Below are 21,785 nucleotides of genomic sequence, written 5' to 3'. Positions count from 1 at the left end.
GTGGGTGTCAGTTGGCGGCGTGGGCGTCGGCCGGTCCGACCGGCCCGGCGGCGGCGCGGCCCGGCGGTACGCCCGGTCCGCTGACCTGCGCGGCGGCGGCGATGCTGTCCTTGGCGGCCTGCACGACGGCCTCGGTGGTGATGCCGAACTCGTCGTACAGCGTCTGGTACGCGGCCGAGGCGCCGTAGTGCTCGAGGCTGACCGAGCGGCCCGAGTCACCGACGATGTCGTGCCAGCTCTGCGCGATGCCGGCCTCGACCGAGACCCGGGCGCGAAGGTCCGCGGGAATCACGGACTCGCGGTACGCGTCGTCCTGCTCGTCGAACCACTCGCGCGAGACCATCGAGACGACCCGGGCCTTGACGCCCTCCTCGGCCAGCTTGGTCCGGGCCTCGACCGCGATCTGCAGCTCGGAGCCGGTGCCGATCAGCACCACGTCCGGCGTGCCGTCGCTGTCGATCAGGACGTAACCACCCTTGTGCACGTTCTCGGTGGTGGCGAAGCCGTCGGTGCCACGCGGGAAGGTCGGCACGTTCTGCCGGGTCAGCGCCAGGCCGGCCGGGCGGTCGGTGTGCTTGAGGATCGTCGCCCAGGCGGCCGCCGTCTCGTTCGCGTCACCGGGGCGTACGACATCCAGGCCCGGGATCGCCCGGAGCGCCGACAGGTGCTCGATCGGCTGGTGCGTCGGGCCGTCCTCGCCGAGTCCGATCGAGTCGTGCGTCCAGACGTACGTGACCGGCAGCTGCATCAGCGCGGCCAGCCGGACCGACGGGCGCATGTAGTCGGAGAAGACCAGGAACGTCCCGCCGTACGGGCGGGTCAGGCCGTGCAGGGCGATGCCGTTCAGGACCGCGCCCATCGCGTGCTCGCGGATGCCGAAGTGCAGCACCCGGCCGTACTCGTCGCCGGAGAACTCCTTGGTCGAGTACTCCGGCGGGATGAACGACGGCTGGCCCTTCGGGGTGGTGTTGTTCGAGCCGGCCAGGTCGGCCGAACCGCCCCACAGCTCGGGCAGCTCCGGCGCCAGCTTGCTCAGCACGTCACCGGAGGCGGCGCGGGTCGCGACCCCCTTGGCGTCCGGCTCCCAGCTCGGCAGCGCGTCCTCCCAGCCGGCCGGCAGCTCCCGCTTCGAGAGCCGGTCCAGCAGCGCGGCGCGCTCCGGGTTCGCGGCCTTCCACGCGTCGTACTTGGTGGTCCACTCGGCTTCCAGGGCCTTGCCCCGGTCGAGCGCGCCGCGGGTGTGCGCGATCACCTCGTCGGCGACCTGGAAGGTCTGCTCCGGGTCCCAGCCGAGCACCTTCTTGGTGGCCGCCACCTCGTCCGCGCCGAGCGCGGAACCGTGGATCTTGCCGGTGTTCTGCTTGTTCGGCGCCGGCCAGCCGATGATCGTGTGCAGCCGGATGAAGCTCGGCTTGTCGGTGACCGCGTTCGCCGCCTCGATCGCGTCGTACAGGGCCTGGACGTCCTCTTCGTACCCGGTGCCGCCGTTCGTCCAGTCGACGTCCTGGACGTGCCAGCCGTACGCCGCGTACCGGGCCGCGACGTCCTCCGAGAACGCGATGTCGGTGTTGTCCTCGATGGAGATCTTGTTCGCGTCGTAGATCACCGTCAGGTTGCCGAGCTTCTGGTGACCGGCCAGCGACGACGCCTCGGCCGAGACGCCCTCCTCCAGGTCACCGTCGGACGCGATCACGTAGATGTTGTGATCGAACAGACCCTCGCCCCTCGGCGCGTCCGGGTCCAGCAGGCCGCGCTCGCGGCGGGCCGCCATCGCCATCCCGACCGCGTTGCCGACGCCCTGGCCGAGCGGACCGGTGGTGGTCTCGACGCCGGGGGTGTGCCGGTACTCCGGGTGGCCCGGGGTCTTGCTGCCCCAGGTCCGCAACGACTTCAGGTCGTCCAGCTCGAGGCCGAAGCCGGCCAGGTACAGCTGGATGTACAGCGTCAGGCTGGAGTGGCCCGCGGACAGCACGAACCGGTCGCGGCCGGCCCAGTGCGGGTCCGCCGGGTTGTGCCGCATCACCTTCTGGAACAGCAGGTACGCCGCGGGCGCCAGGCTCATCGCGGTGCCCGGGTGACCGTTCCCGACCTTCTCCACGGCATCCATCGCGAGCACCCGCACGGTGTCGACCGCACGCTGATCGAGCTCGGTCCATTCAAGCTTGGGGCTGGTCTTCTCCGTCACGCCGCCGGCGCTCCTCTCGATGCTGCTGTTCTGAGTACTCAGTCAAGGACGAGCCTACTGTGGTGGAGTCCCTTGGCCGCGCACCTTCTCTGTGCCTCTCGACTGTTTGTCAACCGTTCAGCACCCTTGCCTGTTCCCCGATCCGCGATCGGTATGAGGGGGGTGCGGGAACCCCTCCTACGGGGCGTCGTAGACTGCTGAATCGTCAGCGCCGGAGCTCCGGCGGCAACTCAGTAGATGTTCGAGGTGTTCGTGACCGCCGTCGACCCGCGTCCCGCCGCGACGACGTCGTACCCGACGCCGCTGCCGGACGCCACCGCTGTGGTGAGTCCGTCAGTGCGCGACGTGGTGAAGGCGTACGTCGGTCTGACCAAGCCGCGCATCATCGAGCTGCTGCTGATCACCACCGTGCCGGTGATGTTCCTGGCGGCGGCCGGCGTGCCGGGGCTGAAGGTGGTGGTGGCGACGCTGATCGGTGGCATCCTCGCCTCCGGCAGCGCGAACACGATCAACTGTGTGCTCGACCGCGACATCGACGAGCAGATGCGCCGGACCAGGCGCCGCCCGCTGCCGCGGCACGCGGTCAGCCCGCGCTCGGCCACCGCGTTCGGCGTCGTCCTCGGTGTGCTGGCCACGCTCGAGCTCGGCTTCTTCGTGAACTGGCTGTCCTCCGGCCTGGCGCTGGCGGCGAACCTGTTCTACGTCTTCGGCTACACGATGCTGCTGAAGCGCCGGACCGTGCAGAACATCGTCTGGGGCGGGATCGCCGGCTGCTTCCCGACCCTGATCGGCTGGACCGCGGTCACCGGCAAGCTGGCCTGGACGCCGATCGTGCTGTTCCTGGTGGTGTTCTTCTGGACGCCGCCGCACACCTGGTCACTGGCGATGCGCTACCGCGAGGACTACGCCTCGGTCGACGTGCCGATGCTCCCGGTGGTCGCCACCCCGATCTCCACCGCGCGGCAGATCATGGCGTACTCGGTGGTGATGGTGCTGACCTCGATCGCGCTCTGGCCGGTCGCCGGCACCGGCTTCGTGTACCCGCTGGCCGCGATCGTGCTCGGTTTCGCCTTCCTCCGCGAGGCCCGCCGCCTGCTGCTCCGCGCCCACACCGGCGCCGAGGGCGCGGCCCTGCGCCCGATGCGGCTGTTCCACTTCTCGAACATCTACCTGGCGCTGCTCTTCATCGCGGCCGCGATCGACCCGCTGCTGCGCTGATCCTGCCGGGCTGATCGTGCCGAACTGATCCTGCTGGGCCGAAGTTCCTGAGTCCGCACTGAGCGTCGCGCGCCGTACGCTCAGCGTCCTCCCGTTGACCGCACCCGGTCCGCGTGCTCCTATGGTCAGGTCTGTGGAGGGGGTTCCACGCCTGGGGAGACGTAGCTTCAGGGGGATGCAGATGGGGGTACGAACACGCATTGCCGCGCTCGCGGCACTCGCCCTGGCCGGCTCGGTGCTGGTCGCGGGACAAGCCGATGCCGGCGGTCACCACTCGAGCCTGAAGCCGGTGGCGACCGGCCTGGACGGTCCGCGTGGGGTCGCGACGTACAGGAATCAGGTCGTCTACAGCGTCACGGACGGTTCCGTGTACGCGACGGACGGCCGCAGGACCTGGAAGCTCGGCCAGGTCCCGGGTGGGTTCGCGCCGGCGATCGACACCGACCGGTGGGGGCGCACGTACGCGTTGACGGGCGGCGGCGGTCCGGAGGGTGACACGCCACCGGGCGGCGCCACGCTGTTCCGGCTGCGGCCGGGCAAGTCGCCGGTCGTAGTGGCCGACATCGGGAAGTACCAGGCCACCGACCCGGATCCGTACAACGTCGCCGACTCGCCGACCGAGTCGAACCCGTTCGGTGTGGTGGCGCTGAAGGACGGCACGGTGCTCGTTTCCGATGCCGCCAACAACGACCTGCTCCGGGTCTGGCCGAACGGCCACATCAAGACCGTCGCGCGGCTCAAGCCCCGGGTGGTCAAGGTGCCGCCCGGTCTCGGCAACCAGGCACCACCAGCCGGTACGCCGATCCTGGCCGAGGCTGTTGCGACCTCGGTGACGGTCGGGGCAGATGGCTACTGGTACGTCGGTGAGCTGCGCGGCTTCCCGGCCACCCCGGGTACGTCGCAGATCTGGAGAATCAAGCCGGGCTCGGTGGGCGCGGTCTGTGATCCGGTGAAGCCCGCGAAGGGCAATTGCCAGCGGTACGCGGATGGGTACACGTCGATCGTCGACCTGGCCGGTGGGCCGCGCGGCACGCTCGCCGTCGTCGAGCTCGCGAAGGCGAGTTGGCTGCAGTTCGAGCTGAGCGGCAAGCCGCAGGTAGGTGCGCTGTTCCTGCAGTTCCCCGGCCGCAACCACCGGGCCGGCTACCGCACCGAGCTGGTGAAGGGCCAACTCACCCTGCCGGGTGGCACGGCGTTCAACCGCAGCGGTCAGCTGTTCGTTTCCGCACCGGTCTTCGGGCCGGGCGCGGTCTACCGAGTGAAGTGAGTTGCGAGCGGTGCGCCCGTGCTAGGTCGCGGGCGTACCGCGTTCGCCGTACACAGCTGTGACGAGCGCGATCAGCAACCCGGCCAGGAACATGTGGACGAGCACAACGGGCCAGGGCAGACCGGTGAAGTACTGCGTGAAGCCGACGGCGCCCTGCACCAGCTCGATCGCCAGCAACCAGGCAGCCAGCTTGCGGAGCGTACGCGAAGTGGCCGTGACGCGCGTCGCGATCACCAGCGCGATCGTGATGCCGAACAGCCCGAACACCACGTCCGAGTGCAGCTGACTGACCAGCTCGGGGTTGAACCCGTTACGCCCGGTCTCCGGGTCACCGGAGTGCGGGCCGGCGCCGGTGGTGACCGTGCCCAGGGCAACGGTCAGCCAGACCGCCACCACAGCGGCGGTAGCGAGCGCGCGGACCACCGGGGGAGTGTGTGGATACGGGCTGTTGCGCGACCGGCGCAGCATCGACACCGCGAGCGTGATGATGATCGGCGAGACGAGGAAGTGCGCGGACACGATCCACGGGTTCAGCCCGGTCAGCACCGTGACGCCGCCGATCAAACCCTGCAGCGGTACGCCGAGCGCTGCCGCCGTCGCCAGCCTGCGCAGGTCGCGGCGGATCGGGCGGTACCGCATCACGACCAGCCAGGTGCAGATGGCAACGATCGCGACCACGAAGCCGAGCATCCGGTTGGTGAACTCGATCGCGCCATGGACACCGAGCGCGGCATGCGGAACGTACGACTCGTCGGTGCACGACGGCCAGGTCGGGCATCCCAGACCGGAGCCGGTCAGCCGGACCAGGCCGCCGGTGACGACGATGCCGATGTTGACCGCCACCGAGGCCCAGCCCCAGCGCCGGACCACGTCCAGGCTCGGCTCGGGCACCAGCCGCCAGAATCCGCTGACTGGCTCGGTCTCTTGGGGCGGGGTTTCCGTCGTCATCACCGGCACACTCTAAAGCTCTGAATCACGCTCAGTCCCATCGGAACGTTCGGGAGACCAGGTACCCGAGGACTGCCGCCCAGAGCGCAAGCGATAGCGCAGCGGCCCACGGGATCACCCCTTCCACGGTCGAGTTGGCCAGGCCGTTCGCCAGCGCGGCACTCGGCAGTACGCGGACGACGCCCTGCATGCCGCCGGGATACTCGTCCACCGGCGTCATCACCGCGCCGCCGACCAGCAGCAGGAGGTACAACAGGTTGGCGGCGGCGAGCGTCGCCTCGGCCCGCAGCACGCCGGCCATCAGCAGTCCGAGCGACGCGAACGCCGCCGTACCGCAGAGAATGGTGAGAATCACACCGACCGCGGCCCGGGCGCCGCCGTGCGGATGCCAACCGAGCGCGAAGCCGGTGCCGATCAGGACCGCGAGCTGGATCACCTGCACGATCAGCACGGCGCCGATCTTCCCGGCCAGCAGACCGGTGCGGGACAGGGGAGAGGCGCCGAGCCGCTTGATCACGCCGTACCGGCGCTCGAACCCGGTCGCGATCGCCAAGGACGTGAACGACGACGACAGCACAGCAAGCGCCAGCACCCGTGGCACCGCCTCGTCGATCGGCCGCCCGCTGCCGAGCGGCAACCGCTCACCCAGACCGGTACCGCCGAGCAAGAGCAGGATGCCGAGCGGGATCACCAGCGCAAGCAGCAGTTGCTCACCGTTCCGGATGAGGAGCTTGAACTCCATCCGGGTGTGGCTCAGCACCTTGCGCGGCCAGGGCGCGCTGCCGGGCTGCGGTGCGTACGTGGTCATCGGGCATCCGGCTTCGTGAGCTCGAGGAACACGTCCTCGAGGGACTTGGTGTGGTGCTCGGTGAGGCTGTCCGGCGTTCCGGAGGCGATCACCGTGCCGGCCGACACCACATGCACCTGGTCGGACAGTTGCTCCGCCTCGTCCATCGCGTGCGTGGTGAGTACGACCGTGACTCCATCGTCGCGCAGGTCGCGAATCAGCTGCCAGATCTCCCGCCGGCCGTGCGGGTCCAGCCCGGTGGTCGGCTCGTCCAGGAACGCGATCTCCGGCCGGCCGACGATCGCCAGCGCGAACGACAGCCGCTGCTTCTGGCCACCGGACAGCCGCCGGTACGGGGTGCGTCCGCAACTGCCCAGGTCGAGCCGCTCGACCAGTCCGTCGAGGTGGAGCGGATGGGCGTGCAGCGTCGCCACGTACCGGAGCATCTCCACCGCGCGGACGCCCGACCACGCTCCGCCTTCCTGGAGCATCACGCCGATCTTCGGCATCAGCTTGTCGTGGTCGGCGAGCGGGTCCAGGCCGAGGACCCGGACGCGGCCGGAATCCGGGCGCCGGAAGCCCTCACAGGTCTCAACGGTCGTGGTCTTGCCGGCCCCGTTCGGGCCGAGCACGGCCGTCACCGTGCCGGCGGCTACGGTGAGACTCAGGCCGTCGACCGCGGTCTTCTCGCCGTACCGCACGACGAGCTTGTCGATCTCCACCGCGACTGGCACGTGCTGAGCATAGAGAAGGGCCCGGAGTGACCTCGCTCACGCCTCCCCCCTGAGCCCCGCCTGAGCACCCCCTGCGCCGGTGAACCGGTTAGGGGAACCTTATTTGAAGGCCCCGGGGAATTACGCGACACTGATGTTGTGAAAAATCCTGCGACCGGCGGAGCCGCCTCCCACGGCACCGGCAGCGCGCGGGACGAGTCCACTCGGGACCGGGTCGCGCGCTCGATCCTGACCAACGGCCCGTCCAGCGCCGCGGTGCTGGCCGAGCGGCTCGAGCTCACCCCGGCGGCGGTCCGCCGCCATCTGGACCACCTGCTCGACCAGGGCCTGGTCGAGGCCCGCGAGGAGCGGGTCTACGGCCCGCGCGGCCGCGGCCGCCCGGCGAAGGTGTTCGTGCTGACCGACACCGGCCGGCACGCCTTCCACCAGGCCTACGACGACCTGGCCGCGACGGCGATGCGGTTCATCGCCGAAGCCGGCGGTGACGACGCGGTCGCGGAGTTCGCCCGGCGCCGTGTCGCCGAGGTCGAGGAGCGGTACCGGGAGCAGGTCGCCCTGGCTCCCGAGAGCCGGAAGGCGGAGGTGCTCGCGCAGGCCCTGACGGCCGACGGGTACGCCGCTTCCACGGCGGAGGCGGGCCACGGCGCCCAGCTCTGCCAGCACCACTGCCCGGTCGCGCACGTGGCCGAGCAGTTCCCCCAGCTGTGCGAGGCCGAGACCGAGGTGTTCTCGAGACTCCTCGGCAAGCACGTGCAGCGCCTGGCCACCATCGCCCACGGCGACGGTGTCTGCACTACCCATATCCCGGGTGCGGTTCCTGCTGCCCCGGTTACCGACGGCGAATCTGCGAGGACTACCCGATGACGCAAACCGCTCACCCCGAACTGGAAGGCCTCGGCAACTACCAGTACGGCTGGGCCGACTCCGACGCCGCCGGCGCGGTGGCTCAGCGTGGCTTGAGCGAGGACGTGGTGCGAGGCATCTCCACCCTCAAGAACGAGCCGGAGTGGATGCTCGAGCTGCGCCTGAAGGGCCTGAAGCTCTTCGGCCGCAAGCCGATGCCGTCCTGGGGTGCCGACCTGTCCGGGATCGACTTCGACAACATCAAGTACTTCGTCCGGTCCACCGAGAAGCAGGCCACCTCCTGGGAGGACCTGCCGCCGGACATCAAGAACACCTACGACAAGCTCGGCATCCCGGAGGCGGAGAAGCAGCGCCTGGTCGCGGGCGTCGCCGCCCAGTACGAGTCCGAGGTCGTGTACCACCAGATCCGCGAGGACCTGGAGGCGCAGGGTGTCATCTTCCTGGACACCGACACCGGCCTGAAGGAGCACCCGGAGCTCTTCAAGGAGTACTTCGGCTCCGTCATCCCGGTCGGCGACAACAAGTTCGCCTCGCTGAACACCGCGGTCTGGTCCGGCGGCTCGTTCATCTACGTCCCGAAGGGCGTCAAGGTGGACATCCCGCTGCAGGCGTACTTCCGGATCAACACCGAGAACATGGGCCAGTTCGAGCGCACCCTGATCATCGTCGACGAGGACGCCTACGTGCACTACGTCGAGGGCTGCACGGCGCCGATCTACAAGTCGGACTCGCTGCACTCCGCGGTGGTCGAGATCATCGTGAAGAAGGGCGCCCGCTGCCGGTACACGACGATCCAGAACTGGTCGAACAACGTGTACAACCTGGTCACCAAGCGCGCCACCTGTGAAGAGGGCGCGACGATGGAGTGGATCGACGGCAACATCGGCTCCAAGGTGACGATGAAGTACCCGGCCGTCTACCTGATGGGTGAGCACGCCAAGGGCGAGACGCTGTCGGTCGCGTTCGCGGGCGAGGGCCAGCACCAGGACGCCGGCTCGAAGATGGTGCACAACGCCCCGTACACGTCGAGCTCGATCGTGTCGAAGTCGGTGGCCCGGGGCGGCGGCCGCACCTCGTACCGCGGTCTGGTCGAGGTGGCGCCGGGCTCGCACCACAGCAAGTCCACGGTGCGCTGTGACGCGCTGCTGGTCGACACCATCAGCCGTTCGGACACGTACCCGTACGTCGACGTCCGCGAGGACGACGTGGCGATGGGGCACGAGGCGACCGTGTCGAAGGTCAGCGACGACCAGCTCTTCTACCTGATGAGCCGGGGCATGGCCGAGGACGAGGCGATGGCGATGATCGTCCGCGGCTTCATCGAGCCGATCGCCCGCGAGCTCCCGATGGAGTACGCGCTGGAACTCAACCGGCTCATCGAGCTGCAGATGGAAGGGGCCGTCGGCTGATGTCGTCCGCTGAAACGCTTGTTGCTACCGGCAACAAGGCGCACTCGCACGGGCCGGGGTCCCCGGTCCCGCTGCAGGCCCGGAGCGAGCGGCCCACGTCGTACGACGTGGCCGACTTCCCGGTGCCGACCGGGCGCGAGGAGGAGTGGCGCTTCACGCCGGTCAAGCAGCTGAAGGCCCTGTTCGAGGACGCGGCCGGCACCGAGTCGCCGAAGCTGGACGCCTCCGGCCCGGACGGCGTGGTGATCGAGACCGTCGCCGCGGACGCGCTGAAGGTGCTCACCCCGCAGGACCGGTCGGCCGCGGTCGCCTGGAACCACGCGGGCGAGGCGCTGGCGGTGCGGATTCCGGTCGAGGCCGAGCTGACCGAGCCGGTGCACGTGAACGTCGCCAGCCTCGGCGGCCGTGGCTTCGGCCATCTGATCGTGGAGGCCGGGCGGCACAGCAAGGCGATCGTGATCGTCGACCACACCGGTGCCGGCGAGCTGAGCACCAACGTCGAGATCAAGGTCGGCGACGGCGCGGACCTGCGGGTGGTCGCCATCCAGCAGGGCGACCACGAGTCGATCCACCTGGCCCAGCACGACGCGCTGGTCGGGCGGGACGCGCGGCTGCACCACGTCGCGGTCACCCTCGGCGGCAAGGTCGTCCGGGTCGGCACCAACGTCCGGTACGCCGGACCGGGTGGCGACGCCGAGCTGGTCGGCGTGTACTTCGCCGAGTCCGGTCAGCACCACGAGCACCGGCTGTTCGTCGACCACGAGGCCACGAACTGCAAGAGCAACGTGCTCTACAAGGGCGCGCTGGCCGGTGACCAGGCCCGCTCGGTGTGGATCGGCGACGTCCTGATCCGGGCCGCGGCCGAAGGCACCGACACCTTCGAGCTGAACCGGAACCTGGTGCTCACCGACGGCGCCCGCGCCGACTCGGTGCCGAACCTGGAGATCGAGACCGGCGAGATCGAGGGCGCCGGGCACGCGTCCGCGACCGGCCGGTTCGACGACGAGCAGCTGTTCTACCTGCAGGCCCGCGGCATCCCCGAGGACGCCGCCCGCCGGCTGGTGGTGGCCGGGTTCTTCAACGACATCATCGGCAAGATCGGCGTCCCGGAGGTCACCGACCGCTTGCACGACGTGATCGAGGAGAAGCTCGCCCGCGCCGCCGAGCTGAGCGAAGCCGCACTGCGCCCATCGGGCGAAGAGGCGGTCACGGGCAAGTGAGCGACAGCTTCGAGCGCGCGTGCGCCACCGCCGACGTACCCGACGAGGGCGTGGTCCCGGTCGAGGTCGGCGGGGTGGAGGTCGCGGTCGTGAAGAGCGAGGGGCAGTTCTTCGCGGTCCGGGACGAGTGCTCGCACGCGCAGATCCAGCTGTCCGAGGGTGACGTCGGCGAGTGCGAGATCGAGTGCTGGCTGCACGGCTCCCGCTTCGACCTGCGCACCGGTGAACCGACCAGCCTGCCCGCGTACGACCCGGTGCCGATCTACCCGGTCCGGGTCGACGGCGACGACCTGCTGGTCGACGTGAAGAACCCCATCAACCAAGCTTCCCTGTAACGACGACGGAGATAGAGAAACTCATGGCGACACTCGAGATTCGCGACCTGCAGGTTTCGGTCGACACCGAAGCCGGGCCGAAGCAGATCCTGCGCGGCGTCGACCTGACCATCGCCGGTGGTCAGACGCACGCGATCATGGGCCCGAACGGCTCCGGCAAGTCGACGCTGGCGTACTCGATCGCCGGGCACCCGAAGTACAACATCACCGGTGGTTCGGTGACGCTGGACGGCGAGGACGTGCTGGACATGTCCGTCGACGAGCGGGCCCGGGCCGGCCTGTTCCTGGCCATGCAGTACCCGGTCGAGGTACCGGGCGTTTCGGTGGCGAACTTCCTCCGGACCGCGAAGACCGCGATCGACGGCGAAGCGCCGAAGCTGCGGACCTGGGTCAAGGACGTGAACACCGCGCTCGGCGACCTGCAGATGGACCCCGAGTTCGCGCAGCGCAACGTGAACGAGGGCTTCTCCGGTGGCGAGAAGAAGCGGCACGAGATCGTCCAGCTGGAGCTGCTGAACCCGAAGATCGCGATCCTCGACGAGACCGACTCCGGACTCGACATCGACGCGCTGAAGATCGTCTCCGAGGGCGTCAACCGGTTCGCCGGGCAGGGCGACAAGGGCATCCTGCTGATCACGCACTACACCCGGATCCTGCGCTACATCAAGCCGGACTTCGTGCACGTCTTCGTCGACGGCCGGGTCGCCGAGGAAGGTGGACCGGAGCTGGCCGAGGAGCTCGAGGCCAACGGCTACGAGCGCTTCCTCAAGGCAGGCGCGAAGTGACCTCTGCCCGGACCTCATTCAGCAGTCCGCTGGACCTGCAGTCGGTCCGGGCGGATTTCCCCATCCTGTCCCGTGAGCTCGCGGGCGGGTTCCCGCTGGTGTACCTGGACTCGGCGAACTCTTCGCAGAAGCCGCGCCAGGTGGTGCGGGCGATCGAGGAGCACTACCTCGAGCACAACGCGAACGTCGCCCGGGCCATGCACCAGCTCGGTGCCGAGGCGACCGCCGCGTACGAGGGTGGCCGGGACAAGGTCGCGGCCTTCCTCGGCGCCACCAACCGGGACGAGATCGTCTTCACCAAGAACGCCTCCGAGGCGCTCAACCTGGCCGCGCACACGCTCGGCGCCGGGCTGAAGCCGGGGGACGTGGTGGTGATCTCCGAGATGGAGCACCACAGCAACATCGTCCCGTGGCAGCTCGCCTGCGAGCGGACCGGCGCGACGCTCAAGTGGTTCGGCGTGACCGAGGAGGGCCGGCTCGACCTGTCGAACGTCGACGAGCTGCTGACCCCGGACACCAAGGTGGTCTCGCTGACCTGGGTGTCGAACGCGCTCGGCACGATCAACCCGATCAAGGACATCGCCGCCAAGGCACACGCGGTCGGCGCGACCGTCGTCGTGGACGCCTCGCAGGCCGTGCCGCAGTTCCCGGTCGACGTGTCCACGCTGGGCGCGGACCTGCTGGTCTTCACCGGGCACAAGGTGGTCGGCCCGACCGGGATCGGCGTGCTCTGGGGCCGGTACGACCTGCTCGCGTCGCTGCCGCCCTTCCTCGGTGGTGGCGAGATGATCGAGGTCGTCCGGATGACCGGTTCGACGTACGCGCCGCCGCCGGCCCGCTTCGAGGCCGGTACGCCGCCGATCGCGCAGGCGGTCGGGCTCGGTGCGGCGCTGGACTACCTGTCCGGGATCGGGATGGACAAGATCGCCGCGCACGAGCACGCGATCGTCGAGTACGCGCTGGAAGGGCTGAAGACCGTTCCGGGGCTCACGTTGCTCGGGCCGACGGATGCGACCGATCACGGCGGTGCGATCAGCTTCGCGCTGGACGGCGTACACCCGCATGACGTCTCGACCGTGCTGGACACCCGCGGCATCGCGGTCCGCGCCGGGCACCACTGCGCGCGGCCGGTGCACGAGCGGTTCGGAATGCAGTCGTCGACCAGAGCGTCTTTCTACCTGTACACGACTCCCGAGGAGATCGACGCGCTTGTCGACGGTCTTGGGTTCGTCCGATCGTTTTTCAAGGTGGACTGATAATGCAGCTCGACAGCTTGTACCAGGAGATCATCCTGGATCACTACCGCAGCCCGCATCACGCCGGGCTCGCGGATCCGTACGACGTGGAGGTGCACCACGTGAACCCGTCCTGCGGGGACGAGGTCACGCTCCGGGTCGAGCTGGACGGCGACACCGTGAAGGCGGTCACGCACGACAGCGTCGGCTGCTCGATCAGCCAGGCGGCGACGTCGGTGATGTCGGACCTGGTGATCGGCAAGCCGGTGGCCGAGGGGATGGCCACGTACGAGAAGTTCCTGGAACTGATGCAGGGCCGGGGGAATGTCGAGCCGGACGAAGAGGTTCTGGAGGACGGCGTGGCGTTTGCCGGCGTCGCCCAGTTCCCGGCCCGGGTGAAGTGTGCGCTGCTGGGCTGGTCCGCGTGGCGCGATGCCACCGCCCAGGCCCTGGCGACGAGAGAAGGAGTGAGCAATGGCTGACCAGACGGACGAGAAGATCGAGCTGCCCGAGGTCGACCTGACGGCCGCTCAGACCGGCTCCACCCCGCCGGCGGTGGAGGACGTGAACGAGGCCCTGAAGGACGTGGTCGACCCCGAGCTCGGGATCAACGTCGTCGACCTGGGCCTGATCTACGGCATCACCGTCGACGACACCAGCACCGCGATCATCGACATGACCCTGACGTCGGCGGCCTGCCCGCTGACCGACGTGATCGAGGACCAGACCCGGATGGCCCTCGATGGCCTGGTCAACGACTTCCGCATCAACTGGGTCTGGATGCCCCCGTGGGGCCCGGAAAAAATCACCGACGACGGCCGAGACCAACTCCGCGCCCTCGGCTTCAACGTGTGAGTTACTTCCCCGGCTCCGGCATTCTGCTAGCATTGACAGCAGATTGCCGGAGTTCAGGGAGGCGCTGATGGCCACACTCACGCTGCGCAATGTGCCTGAGGAGACCCGCCGGGCGCTGAAACGGCGCGCGGCCCGGCACAACCGGTCGATGGAGGCCGAGGCGAGGGCGATCCTGGACGCCGCAGTCGCGCCGCGGGGTTTCATCGAGGACTGGCTGGACAGTGCCGAGGACCTTCGTGGTGACGCGCTCGAGCTGCCCGACCGGTCGGCGCCCCGGGAGCTCGACCTGTCGTGATCGTTGCCGACACGAATGTGCTGTCCGAGCCGCTCCGCAAGGACCCGAGCGAGGCAGTGCTCGGCTGGCTGGCCGACCATGGCGGCTCGCTCGCTCTGACCACCGTTACGGTTCACGAGTTGTTGTACGGCGTCCTCCGGCTGCCTGAAGGACGGCGACGGACCGCGCTGACGGCGGCCGTGGATCGGTTGGTCACTTCCGCACAGGACCGGCTACTCGGGTACGACGAAGAGGCGGCCCGCGTGCACGCCGAGCTGCGAGCTGAACGGATGGCTGCCGGGCGGCCGACGTCGGTCGAGGACGGGATGATCGCCGCCATCGTGCTTTCGCATGGCGCGCAGGTCGCGACCCGGAATGTCGCGCACTTCGCCGGATTCGGACTCGAGGTCATCAACCCGTGGGACGCGTGACGCGCGTCGTCTCGGTGGGGCCGGGGCGGTTGGGGAAGTGGCTGGATGGGTTTGGGGTGCGGCACGGGGTGCTGCGGTACGAGGTGATGCCGGAGAGTGTGACGGTGTCGGCTGAGGATGGGTCTACTGCCGTTGTGACCGTGCCGTTCGAGCCCCTTGACGTGTTGTCGCGTGAGGGGCTGCTGGCGCATGTGTTGGTGGAGCGGCGGGTAGGGGTGTTGCTGGTTCGGCGGGGTGGGTATGGGGCCGGGGTGTTTGCTGGGGGCAAATTGCTGGCGTCGAAGGTTGGGGCGCGGCATGTGCAGGGGACTACCAAGGCGGGTGGGTGGTCTCAGCAGCGGTATGCGCGGCGGCGGGACAATCAGGCGCGGGAGGCGTTTGCGGCGGCTACCGAGGTTGCGGTACGGGTGTTGGTGCCGGCACGCCTCGATGTGCTGGTGTGTGGGGGTGACCGGCGGGCGATCGAGACGGTACTGGAGGATCCGCGGCTGAAGGAGCTCGCCGGGTTGGTCCGGCCGCCGTTTCTCGGGGTTGCTGATCCGAAACAGAAGGTGCTTGAGCAGGCCGGCGTCGACGCGCTGGCAATCCGCATCACCGTCGACCAGCCCGAGTAGCACCCGCACCGACCAGCCTGAGTAGCACTTGCCCTGACCGGCCTGAGTAGCCGGGTCAGATTGTCATTCCATTGGCCGGGTTGGCGGTGTGGCCTCGGCGGGCGGGGGTGCGGGGGGTGTCTTCGCCGGTGTGGGACCGGCCCATGCGGGAGTCGGTCTCGGCGAGGGCGGACGCGGGAATTCCGTGCTGCTGAAGTGCATCGACGACCGTACCGGTGAAGCGTCGTGACCCGTCGCCGGCCGCATGCAGCGCGCGGAGGTCGACCCGGCCCTCGGCGAGTACCGCGAGGCGCGGATGCAGTGTCGCGAACGCGGCCGCGAAACCACCGTCACCTCGACTCGTCATCGTCCCGTCCGGCCGAGCGACGTACGTGGTCCGCCCGCCTTCGGGTGCACGGACGGTCAGCCGGACATTCACGTGCTCCCGCCGCGCCCGGGCCAGTGCGTCCACCAACGGCTGGTACGGATGCTCGTGGTCACCAACGACATTCACCTGCACGGTCCGTACCCGTCCGGCCGGCCGTTGCGGGGCACGGTTCGCCTCCATGCGCGCCCGCATCTCGTCGTACTGGTGCCGGAACATCGTCAGGTACGCCTCACCGGAGCCCGCGTTCGGCAGCTTGCCGGTGAATTCGGCCTTGGCCCGATTGCGCCGCGTGCTCCGGAACCGCTCGAACTCCAGCCGATAGTCGACACTGACCTTGACCGTGACGACCTCGCCCGACTCGTACGCCCCGGTCTCGTGCCGCCCGCCGACCGTCCCGGTGTCCTGGTTGCTGATCATCCGGCCGGCCGTGACACTCGAACTGAGTTCGCCACCGGGCGTACCGCCACCGACTGTGCGCGAGCCCGGCAGCAACTCGTTGCTCCGCGCGGTCAGCTGGCTGACGTGCAACTCACGTGTGTTCTCACCGAGCTGCTGCGTCGAACCCTCCTTCGGATCCGAGACGAGCTCGAGCTCCGACACCTCGGCCCGCACCCGGACCACCACCGACCGTGCGGTCTGCCCAGGAATCGCGAGCGGCACCAGCTCGTACCCCGCCGAGCCGGCCATGTCCTGGAACGTCACCATCCGGTTCGCCGCGCCGAGCGCGGACTCGAGTGTGGTGCGATGCAGCTCGACGCCCTCCGGGGTCAGCAGATCAGGCTGCCCGAGCCGATCGATGGCCGCGTCGAAGAGCGTGTTCTCCTCCGCCTCGCCCGGCCGGTACGGCTGGGTGCCCTCGACCAGGTAGTTGGCCGGCAGCTCCGGTGCCCGGTGGTCCGGCGCATCGACTTCCTGCTCGGGCGGTACGGAGTCCAGCACCGACTCGGGAACGGCCAAACTCATCCGCCCAGTGGACTCCCGCCGGGTCACCGGCCGCCGGGAAGCCGGCGCACCGGGCGTCGCCGAGTCCTCGACCTCGATGATGACCTCGAAGTCACGCTCGACCCGAGCCGTGGCGACCGCCAGCCCGGTACTGATCCGGGTGTTCGTCTCGCTGCTCGCGGCCGTCGTCGACGTCCCGAGCTCGGCCCCGGCCGCGGCCGACACGGACGCTCCGTCGGTGCCGGAGATGTCGATCGTCCCACCGAACGAGGTGCCTTCGGTGGCGCTCCGCGACCGATCCCGCATGTTCCACAACTGGACGAGCCCGAAGCCGTTGCCGCTCTGACCGGTCGCCCCACCCGGTTCGGTGCTCGGCTGCCCGACGAACCTCAGGCGTACGCGAACCCGGACGTTCCGCGTCGTCATCCCGAGCTTCACCGGGAACTCGCGCACGAAGCCGCGCGGATCGAGCATGTCGTCCATCGTGTTGTTCGACCGCGTACCGGACAGGTCACCGCGCAGCGCGTTCAGCAGCACCGGGTCGTCCAGCGCCTCAGGGGAGTGCTGCGCCAGCGCAACGCAAGCCTCGCGGAACATGTCGGTGTCGTTGCCGTCCTGGTCCTGCAGCGAAGCCCAGTCGACCTGTGCGGCGCCGAGCATCCGTTCGTAGTGCCGGGGGAGTTGTGGTTCGATCCGCTGCCGAGCCAGTGCCTCGGCCTGCTCCAGCGCGCTGTCCAGACGCTGGTCGGGCTGCTCGGCCATACCGGTCGCCTTGCGGAGCAGGTCCGCCAACTGATCTTCGGAGTGCCGTGTCTGCTGCTCGGTTCGGTACCGGCGGATCAAGGCGGTTGTCGTACGCCGGGGGAGTACGAGGTTGCCGTTCATCATCCGCTCGACCGCATCGGACACCTGATGCAGCGGAAGATCGAGTTCACGCCGTCCGTACGAACGCAACGCGTCGCGCTCCGGGAGCGTGAGGACCACCGCACCGGTCTCCAGTGGAATGGCCTGGGGATTCGCGCCGCCGGATCGGAGCTGTGCCGCCAAGATCAGGTCACCGCAGAACTGGTAGTGCCGCCCGTCCCGCATCAGGGTCCGCTCGACCGCCGTACTCGCGGTTTCGGATGCGCTCGACGAAGTCGACGTCGATCTGGTCAGCCCGATCGAGCTGGCCCACGAATGCCCGTCGCCGGCGATCGAACCGGCGCCACCGCTGATCCCGCCGGTCACACCGGTGGACATCCCGGACGTACTGCCGGTGGACGCCATCGTCAGGTTGAGCTCGGCAAGGATCGGTTGCCCACTGCCGACGTACCGGAGATTCTCGACCCGGGTGGTGACGCTGAGCGTGGTCTGCCGTGGCACGAACCCGCGCTGCCGGATCGTCTCCAACGGATCGGACGGCGCGCTCCCGACCGCCAGCGCGGTCCGGTACTCGGTGGTCAGCAGCTCCGGCCGGCCGATCAGGTTCCGCGGCGCCAGGAACGCGCTCAGGTGATGCAGCGCGGAGCTGTCACCACGCCGCAGGTCCGGAATGGCCGCGGTCAGCTTCGCGATCGGATCCCGGGCGTCGACGTGGTGGATCGTTGCCGTGTCCATCAACCTCGGCGCGACCCGGCCGCGCAGCGCGAGTTCGGGCGGTTCCGGCCGGGCGCAGAACTCGCTGTCCAGCCAGACCTGCGCGCTGCCCTCCGACGACGCGATCGGCACCAGGTCACCCTTCGCCGTGACCTCGCTGATCGTGATCGTGTGCGGGATGTCGAACACCGCGACCCGCGAACTCGACTCGGCCACTGTCATCCGGTACGCGCCGCGGCTGGCCGACCAGCCCAGAAACCGGCCCCGCGAGGTACGCCCGAGCGATCCCCCCGCGTTCGGCGTACCCCCGGCCTGGCCGGCGGCCGGAGCATCGGTCAGCTTCAGCCGCGCCGACCACGGCAGGCTCTGCGACCGGCTGCCGGAGCGGCCCGACGTACTCACGCCGATGTCGACGTTGACGACCATGTCGTTGTCGGCGGCACCGATCGCGGTGGCCCGGTCGAAGTGCTGCTTGAGGTTGATCTGGTAGGACCTCACCCGCGGCGGATATCCGGTCCGGTGCTCGGTCAGCTGGAAGGTCAGCCGGTCCTGCGCGGCATGGTCGTACCCGGTCTCCAGCCGGTGCTTGGCGATCTGCTGGCAGGCGCGTTCCCAGTTCTCGGTCCGGCTCAGGATCACCGCCGGGTCCTCGCCGGCGAGGGCCGACGGCAACGGATTGCCGTCGGCGTCGAGCGGCGGGATGAGGGACTCGTCGGACAGGTGCTGCAGGAAACCGCGCAGCGCCTCGTCGGCACCGGTGAGCTGGCGGATCATCGCCGGACCGGCGCCCCGCAACTGGCCGGGCCCGGAGCCCGACCAGGTCGGCAGCCGCAGCGGTACGTCAAGTGGCTGCGGATCGCCACGCAGCAACAGCCGGCCGTCAGCGCCGCGTTGCAGTTCACCGTCCTGGTCGCGGACGAGTGCCGCTGCCGGTACCGGCAGGCCGTACCGGAAGGCGTCGCGCTCGGCCAGCCGGAGCCACGCGTCGCCGCCACCGTCGACCGAGAACGACTCGGCCCGATCGAGCCGATGCACGGTGACCTTGTGCCGCAGCGGCAGCTTCACGCCGACGGTCGGCGCGATCCGTTGGGTACTCCAACGACTTCCCAGATCGGCCGTCGAGGCGGCGTCCTCCTGACTGGTGCTCCGCCCGGCGCGTACGCCCGGCGTGAGGTCCGCGGTCGTCGATCCGAGATCCGACATCGCCGTACCGGCATAGCTCGCGCTGACGCCGACGGATCGGGACTTGCTGGCCGACTGACTGCCGGATGCGCCCGAGTTGCCGACCCGCCAGAGCTCGAGCTTGTGGTCCGGGGAACTGTCGCTGGTCAGCTCGCCCGCCTCGACGTCGGCGATGGTCTCCAGCTGTGCCCACGCCACCGGCCGGCCGCCGTTCGTGATCAGCCGCCACACCCCGCCTGGCCGAGTCGTTTCGTCCAGCCGGATCAGACCGTCCTCGGCGATCAAGCTGCGGACCCGGTCGTGGCCGACGCGATCGAGCGAGCCGAGCCGCCGGTGCAGCTCGGCTATGGTCCGGTCGCACAGCTCGTTGAGACCGTCGACCCGCGTCGCCATCCCCTCCGGCATCGCCGGGTTGCGCTCCGCGGACAGACCGAGTCGCGCCAGGTCGACCGTCTCGGCCGGGGGCGGGACGGTGTACGTGTGGATGTAACCGAGCTCGAGCGTCGTGCGGTCGCGGTCCGTACCGGTGTCGACGACGTGGGCGGGGGACCACGCGGCGGTCGGCGACTCGCGGATCCGCCAGTTCCAGCGCGGCCGGGTCGAGCGGTAGCGCAGGAACTCGCCGCGGAGCGCTTCCACCGCGCCGGTTTGCGCGTACTCGGTCGCGCCGCCGCTGACCGTACCTCCACGGCCGCCGCCGACGGTGACGCCGGGGGCGACGATCGCGGCCGCCGCTTTCAGTTTGCTGCCGTCGGGGAGGGCGTTGGTCAGGGTGCGGAGGCTGGCGTCGGTGGTCGAGCCGAGGTTCCGCATCGAGGCAGTGGTGACGCTGAAACCGGCCTGAACCACCTGACCGACCTGTGCTTCGTCGAACACCAGTGGGCTGTCGAGTACTTCCTCCAGCTCGCCGACGTCGAGTTGCAGGTGGAGCTGTACGAGGTTGTCGACGCCCGCCCGCGGGTCGTTGCCGATCGTCAGCACGAAACCGTCCGGCGAGAGCACCCGCCGGCTCTCGCCGCGCAGGGTCCGGTGCAGTACGTCCGGGGTGAACCGGTACGCCACCTTGCGCTCGGCGAGTGCCTCGTTCAACTCGTTGCACAGCGCGCTGAGGTGCGGAAGCCGCCCAGACGGCAACCCGTTGTGCTGAACATCCACCGCCGGCACGGTCGCGGCACTCGCCCGCTCATACTCCTCGACCGCCGCAACAACCCCCGCAAACCCACCACCCGAGGCGAGCCGCCCGCCCGCCCCGCGCGCCCCGGCGTCCGGGGCGAGCTGCCCGTCCGCCCCACGCACCCCGGCACCCGAGGCGAGCTGCCCGCTCGCCCCACCCACCCCGCCTAGAGCGGCCTCGCGGCACATGTGGGCAGCGCCTGTTGCCCTCTCGGCGGCGGTGGTGCAGGCAGTGGCGATCTTGGTATGCCGTTCAGCGACCCGAAGCCGCGCGACCGCCCGCACCCGCAGCCTCCGCGCGCGCTCACCCGCAGCCGTGTCCTCCAACGCCCCCTGACGATCGGCCTCCGCGAACAGCTCGGCAGCCTGCTCCCGCGCCGCGGCCGCGCTCGCCGTCCGCACCTCGGCCCGCTGCCCGTGATGCGCGGCAGCCGCCTCCAACTGCCCAACCAGCAGCCCCACCCGCCCCCGAACCCGCTCCTCAACCCCACCCGACCCCCGCGCCTCAGCTGCGCCCGGCTCCCGGACCGAGGCGTCGCCCGGCTCCCGGACCGAGGCGTCCCCCGGCTTCCGGACCGGCGCGTCGACCGGCTCGAAGAGCCGCTCGGCCGAGGCGGCGTCTGGCGGCAGGTGACGATCACGGCGGATCAAGCGGGCCAGCTTTGCCAGCTCGCGCTCGATCTCCGCGGTCGGGCGCCCACCCAGCCCGGTCTCCGCCTGGTACCACTCCCGGCTGAGCGCGCGGTACTCGGCGAGCCGCTGCACGGACCGCTGCGCCCGCGCCTCCCGGTAAGCCTGCAGCCGGGACACGCGACGAGGAGCCGGGGCGGGGGACGGGCTCAGCTGTTCGGCATCGTCTTCAAAGGTCGGCCCGGGCTCGCGGGCGAGGCTGCGAGCGGTGGCGAGGAGATCCGCGGCGTACGGGCGGTGGCTGACGTCCCGCGCGCGGGTGCTGGTCAGGCGCTGCAGATCGGCGTCGGTGCTCAGCGGGTTGCCGTCGAGCACGTTCTGCAGGAGCGCCTCGGCTTCCGCGCGGCGCGGATCCGGGAGGTCGGGGAGATCCAGCAAGGTGTCCAGCGCGGCGGTCGCGCCGTCGGCGGGGGAGCCGCCGCGAGTGCGGCTCAGCTCGGCACCGACCAGTGCGACCGCCTCGGCGACGAGCCGATCGTCGGTGTCGGCACGGCCGGCGGCGCGACGGGTCAGCCGGCGTTCGAGCCTTCTGAGGTTCTTGCGGCGGAGGACGCGGGCGACGGCATCCGGCGCGAGCAGACCGAGGGCTACCCCGAGTGCTGCCCGCGCTCGTGCGCGGGCGCCGGCCGCCGCTGACGCCACTGCTGAACTCCCCGTTCGTCACCCCGGCGCCACGGAACGGCACCGGCTGC

At 69.9% G+C, this 21,785-nt stretch carries 18 protein-coding genes; 13 read left to right on the top strand and 5 right to left on the bottom strand.

The features are described 5' to 3' along the window. Positions 1 to 7: 7 nt before the first annotated feature. Entirely contained in the window at positions 8 to 2,185 is a 2,178-nt protein-coding gene (gene tkt, locus ABD260_RS16950) for a transketolase (RefSeq protein WP_344234529.1), read from the bottom strand. Between the two features lie 237 nt (positions 2,186 to 2,422). On the opposite strand from tkt, the gene ABD260_RS16945 reads away from it, so the two are divergent. Continuing rightward, complete coding sequence (locus tag ABD260_RS16945; protein ID WP_344234527.1) at positions 2,423 to 3,403, top strand: heme o synthase; 981 nt, start codon at positions 2,423 to 2,425, stop codon at positions 3,401 to 3,403. A gap of 181 nt (positions 3,404 to 3,584) precedes the next feature. Then, a complete protein-coding gene (locus ABD260_RS16940; protein WP_344234526.1) occupies positions 3,585 to 4,670 on the top strand; it encodes a ScyD/ScyE family protein in 1,086 nt (361 codons plus the stop codon). A gap of 21 nt (positions 4,671 to 4,691) precedes the next feature. Here the strand turns inward: ABD260_RS16940 and ABD260_RS16935 are convergent, their stop codons facing one another. From ABD260_RS16935 to ABD260_RS16925, 3 genes are read right to left on the bottom strand one after another with little or no spacing between them, the layout of a single operon-like run. Next, the gene (locus tag ABD260_RS16935; RefSeq protein ID WP_344234731.1) at positions 4,692 to 5,618 is read right to left on the bottom strand and encodes a COX15/CtaA family protein; all 927 of its coding nucleotides are present in this window, start codon (positions 5,616 to 5,618) and stop codon (positions 4,692 to 4,694) included. A gap of 31 nt (positions 5,619 to 5,649) precedes the next feature. Further along, positions 5,650 to 6,426 carry an ABC transporter permease gene (locus tag ABD260_RS16930; protein ID WP_344234525.1) on the bottom strand — a complete coding sequence of 259 codons (777 nt, stop codon included), beginning with the start codon at positions 6,424 to 6,426 and terminating at the stop codon, positions 5,650 to 5,652. After that, complete coding sequence (locus ABD260_RS16925) at positions 6,423 to 7,139, bottom strand: ABC transporter ATP-binding protein (protein ID WP_344234524.1); 717 nt, start codon at positions 7,137 to 7,139, stop codon at positions 6,423 to 6,425. The genes ABD260_RS16930 and ABD260_RS16925 overlap by 4 nt, the downstream gene beginning before the upstream one ends. Before the next feature lie 138 nt (positions 7,140 to 7,277). On the opposite strand from ABD260_RS16925, the gene ABD260_RS16920 reads away from it, so the two are divergent. The 11 genes from ABD260_RS16920 to ABD260_RS16870 all read left to right on the top strand — a co-directional run bounded on the left by ABD260_RS16920 (position 7,278) and on the right by ABD260_RS16870 (position 15,161). After that, entirely contained in the window at positions 7,278 to 8,003 is a 726-nt protein-coding gene (locus ABD260_RS16920; RefSeq protein WP_344234523.1) for a helix-turn-helix transcriptional regulator, read from the top strand. Beyond that, a complete protein-coding gene (gene sufB, locus ABD260_RS16915; protein WP_344234522.1) occupies positions 8,000 to 9,412 on the top strand; it encodes a Fe-S cluster assembly protein SufB in 1,413 nt (470 codons plus the stop codon). The genes ABD260_RS16920 and sufB overlap by 4 nt, the downstream gene beginning before the upstream one ends. Next, positions 9,412 to 10,632 (top strand): Fe-S cluster assembly protein SufD, encoded by a 1,221-nt coding sequence (gene sufD / locus ABD260_RS16910; RefSeq protein WP_344234520.1) that lies wholly within the window; start codon positions 9,412 to 9,414, stop codon positions 10,630 to 10,632. The genes sufB and sufD overlap by 1 nt, the downstream gene beginning before the upstream one ends. Further along, positions 10,629 to 10,967, top strand: coding sequence for a non-heme iron oxygenase ferredoxin subunit (locus ABD260_RS16905; protein WP_344234518.1), 339 nt, complete (start codon positions 10,629 to 10,631; stop codon positions 10,965 to 10,967). Before sufD ends, ABD260_RS16905 begins: the two co-directional genes overlap by 4 nt. A gap of 23 nt (positions 10,968 to 10,990) precedes the next feature. Next, on the top strand, positions 10,991 to 11,752 hold the full coding sequence (gene sufC, locus ABD260_RS16900; protein WP_344234516.1) for a Fe-S cluster assembly ATPase SufC: 762 nt from the start codon (positions 10,991 to 10,993) through the stop codon (positions 11,750 to 11,752). Then, on the top strand, positions 11,749 to 13,008 hold the full coding sequence (locus tag ABD260_RS16895; protein ID WP_344234515.1) for a cysteine desulfurase: 1,260 nt from the start codon (positions 11,749 to 11,751) through the stop codon (positions 13,006 to 13,008). Before sufC ends, ABD260_RS16895 begins: the two co-directional genes overlap by 4 nt. A gap of 2 nt (positions 13,009 to 13,010) precedes the next feature. Next, entirely contained in the window at positions 13,011 to 13,469 is a 459-nt protein-coding gene (gene sufU / locus ABD260_RS16890; protein WP_184833096.1) for a Fe-S cluster assembly sulfur transfer protein SufU, read from the top strand. After that, a complete protein-coding gene (locus tag ABD260_RS16885) occupies positions 13,462 to 13,842 on the top strand; it encodes a metal-sulfur cluster assembly factor (RefSeq protein WP_344234513.1) in 381 nt (126 codons plus the stop codon). The genes sufU and ABD260_RS16885 overlap by 8 nt, the downstream gene beginning before the upstream one ends. Positions 13,843 to 13,909: 67 nt before the next feature. Next, positions 13,910 to 14,137, top strand: a complete 228-nt coding sequence (locus ABD260_RS16880) for a FitA-like ribbon-helix-helix domain-containing protein (protein ID WP_344234512.1) — start codon at positions 13,910 to 13,912, stop codon at positions 14,135 to 14,137. Next, entirely contained in the window at positions 14,134 to 14,547 is a 414-nt protein-coding gene (locus ABD260_RS16875) for a type II toxin-antitoxin system VapC family toxin (protein WP_344234510.1), read from the top strand. The genes ABD260_RS16880 and ABD260_RS16875 overlap by 4 nt, the downstream gene beginning before the upstream one ends. Beyond that, entirely contained in the window at positions 14,535 to 15,161 is a 627-nt protein-coding gene (locus ABD260_RS16870; protein WP_344234509.1) for an acVLRF1 family peptidyl-tRNA hydrolase, read from the top strand. Before ABD260_RS16875 ends, ABD260_RS16870 begins: the two co-directional genes overlap by 13 nt. A gap of 55 nt (positions 15,162 to 15,216) precedes the next feature. On the opposite strand, the gene ABD260_RS16865 is transcribed toward ABD260_RS16870, so the two are convergent. Beyond that, positions 15,217 to 21,735 carry a hypothetical protein gene (locus ABD260_RS16865; RefSeq protein WP_344234507.1) on the bottom strand — a complete coding sequence of 2,173 codons (6,519 nt, stop codon included), beginning with the start codon at positions 21,733 to 21,735 and terminating at the stop codon, positions 15,217 to 15,219. Positions 21,736 to 21,785 lie beyond the last annotated feature (50 nt).

This window comes from Kribbella hippodromi (assembly GCF_039531045.1).
Classification (GTDB): Bacteria; Actinomycetota; Actinomycetes; order Propionibacteriales; family Kribbellaceae; genus Kribbella; species Kribbella hippodromi.
Note: the sequence above shows the minus strand (reverse complement) of the source record. Positions and strands in the feature narration are given on the sequence as shown.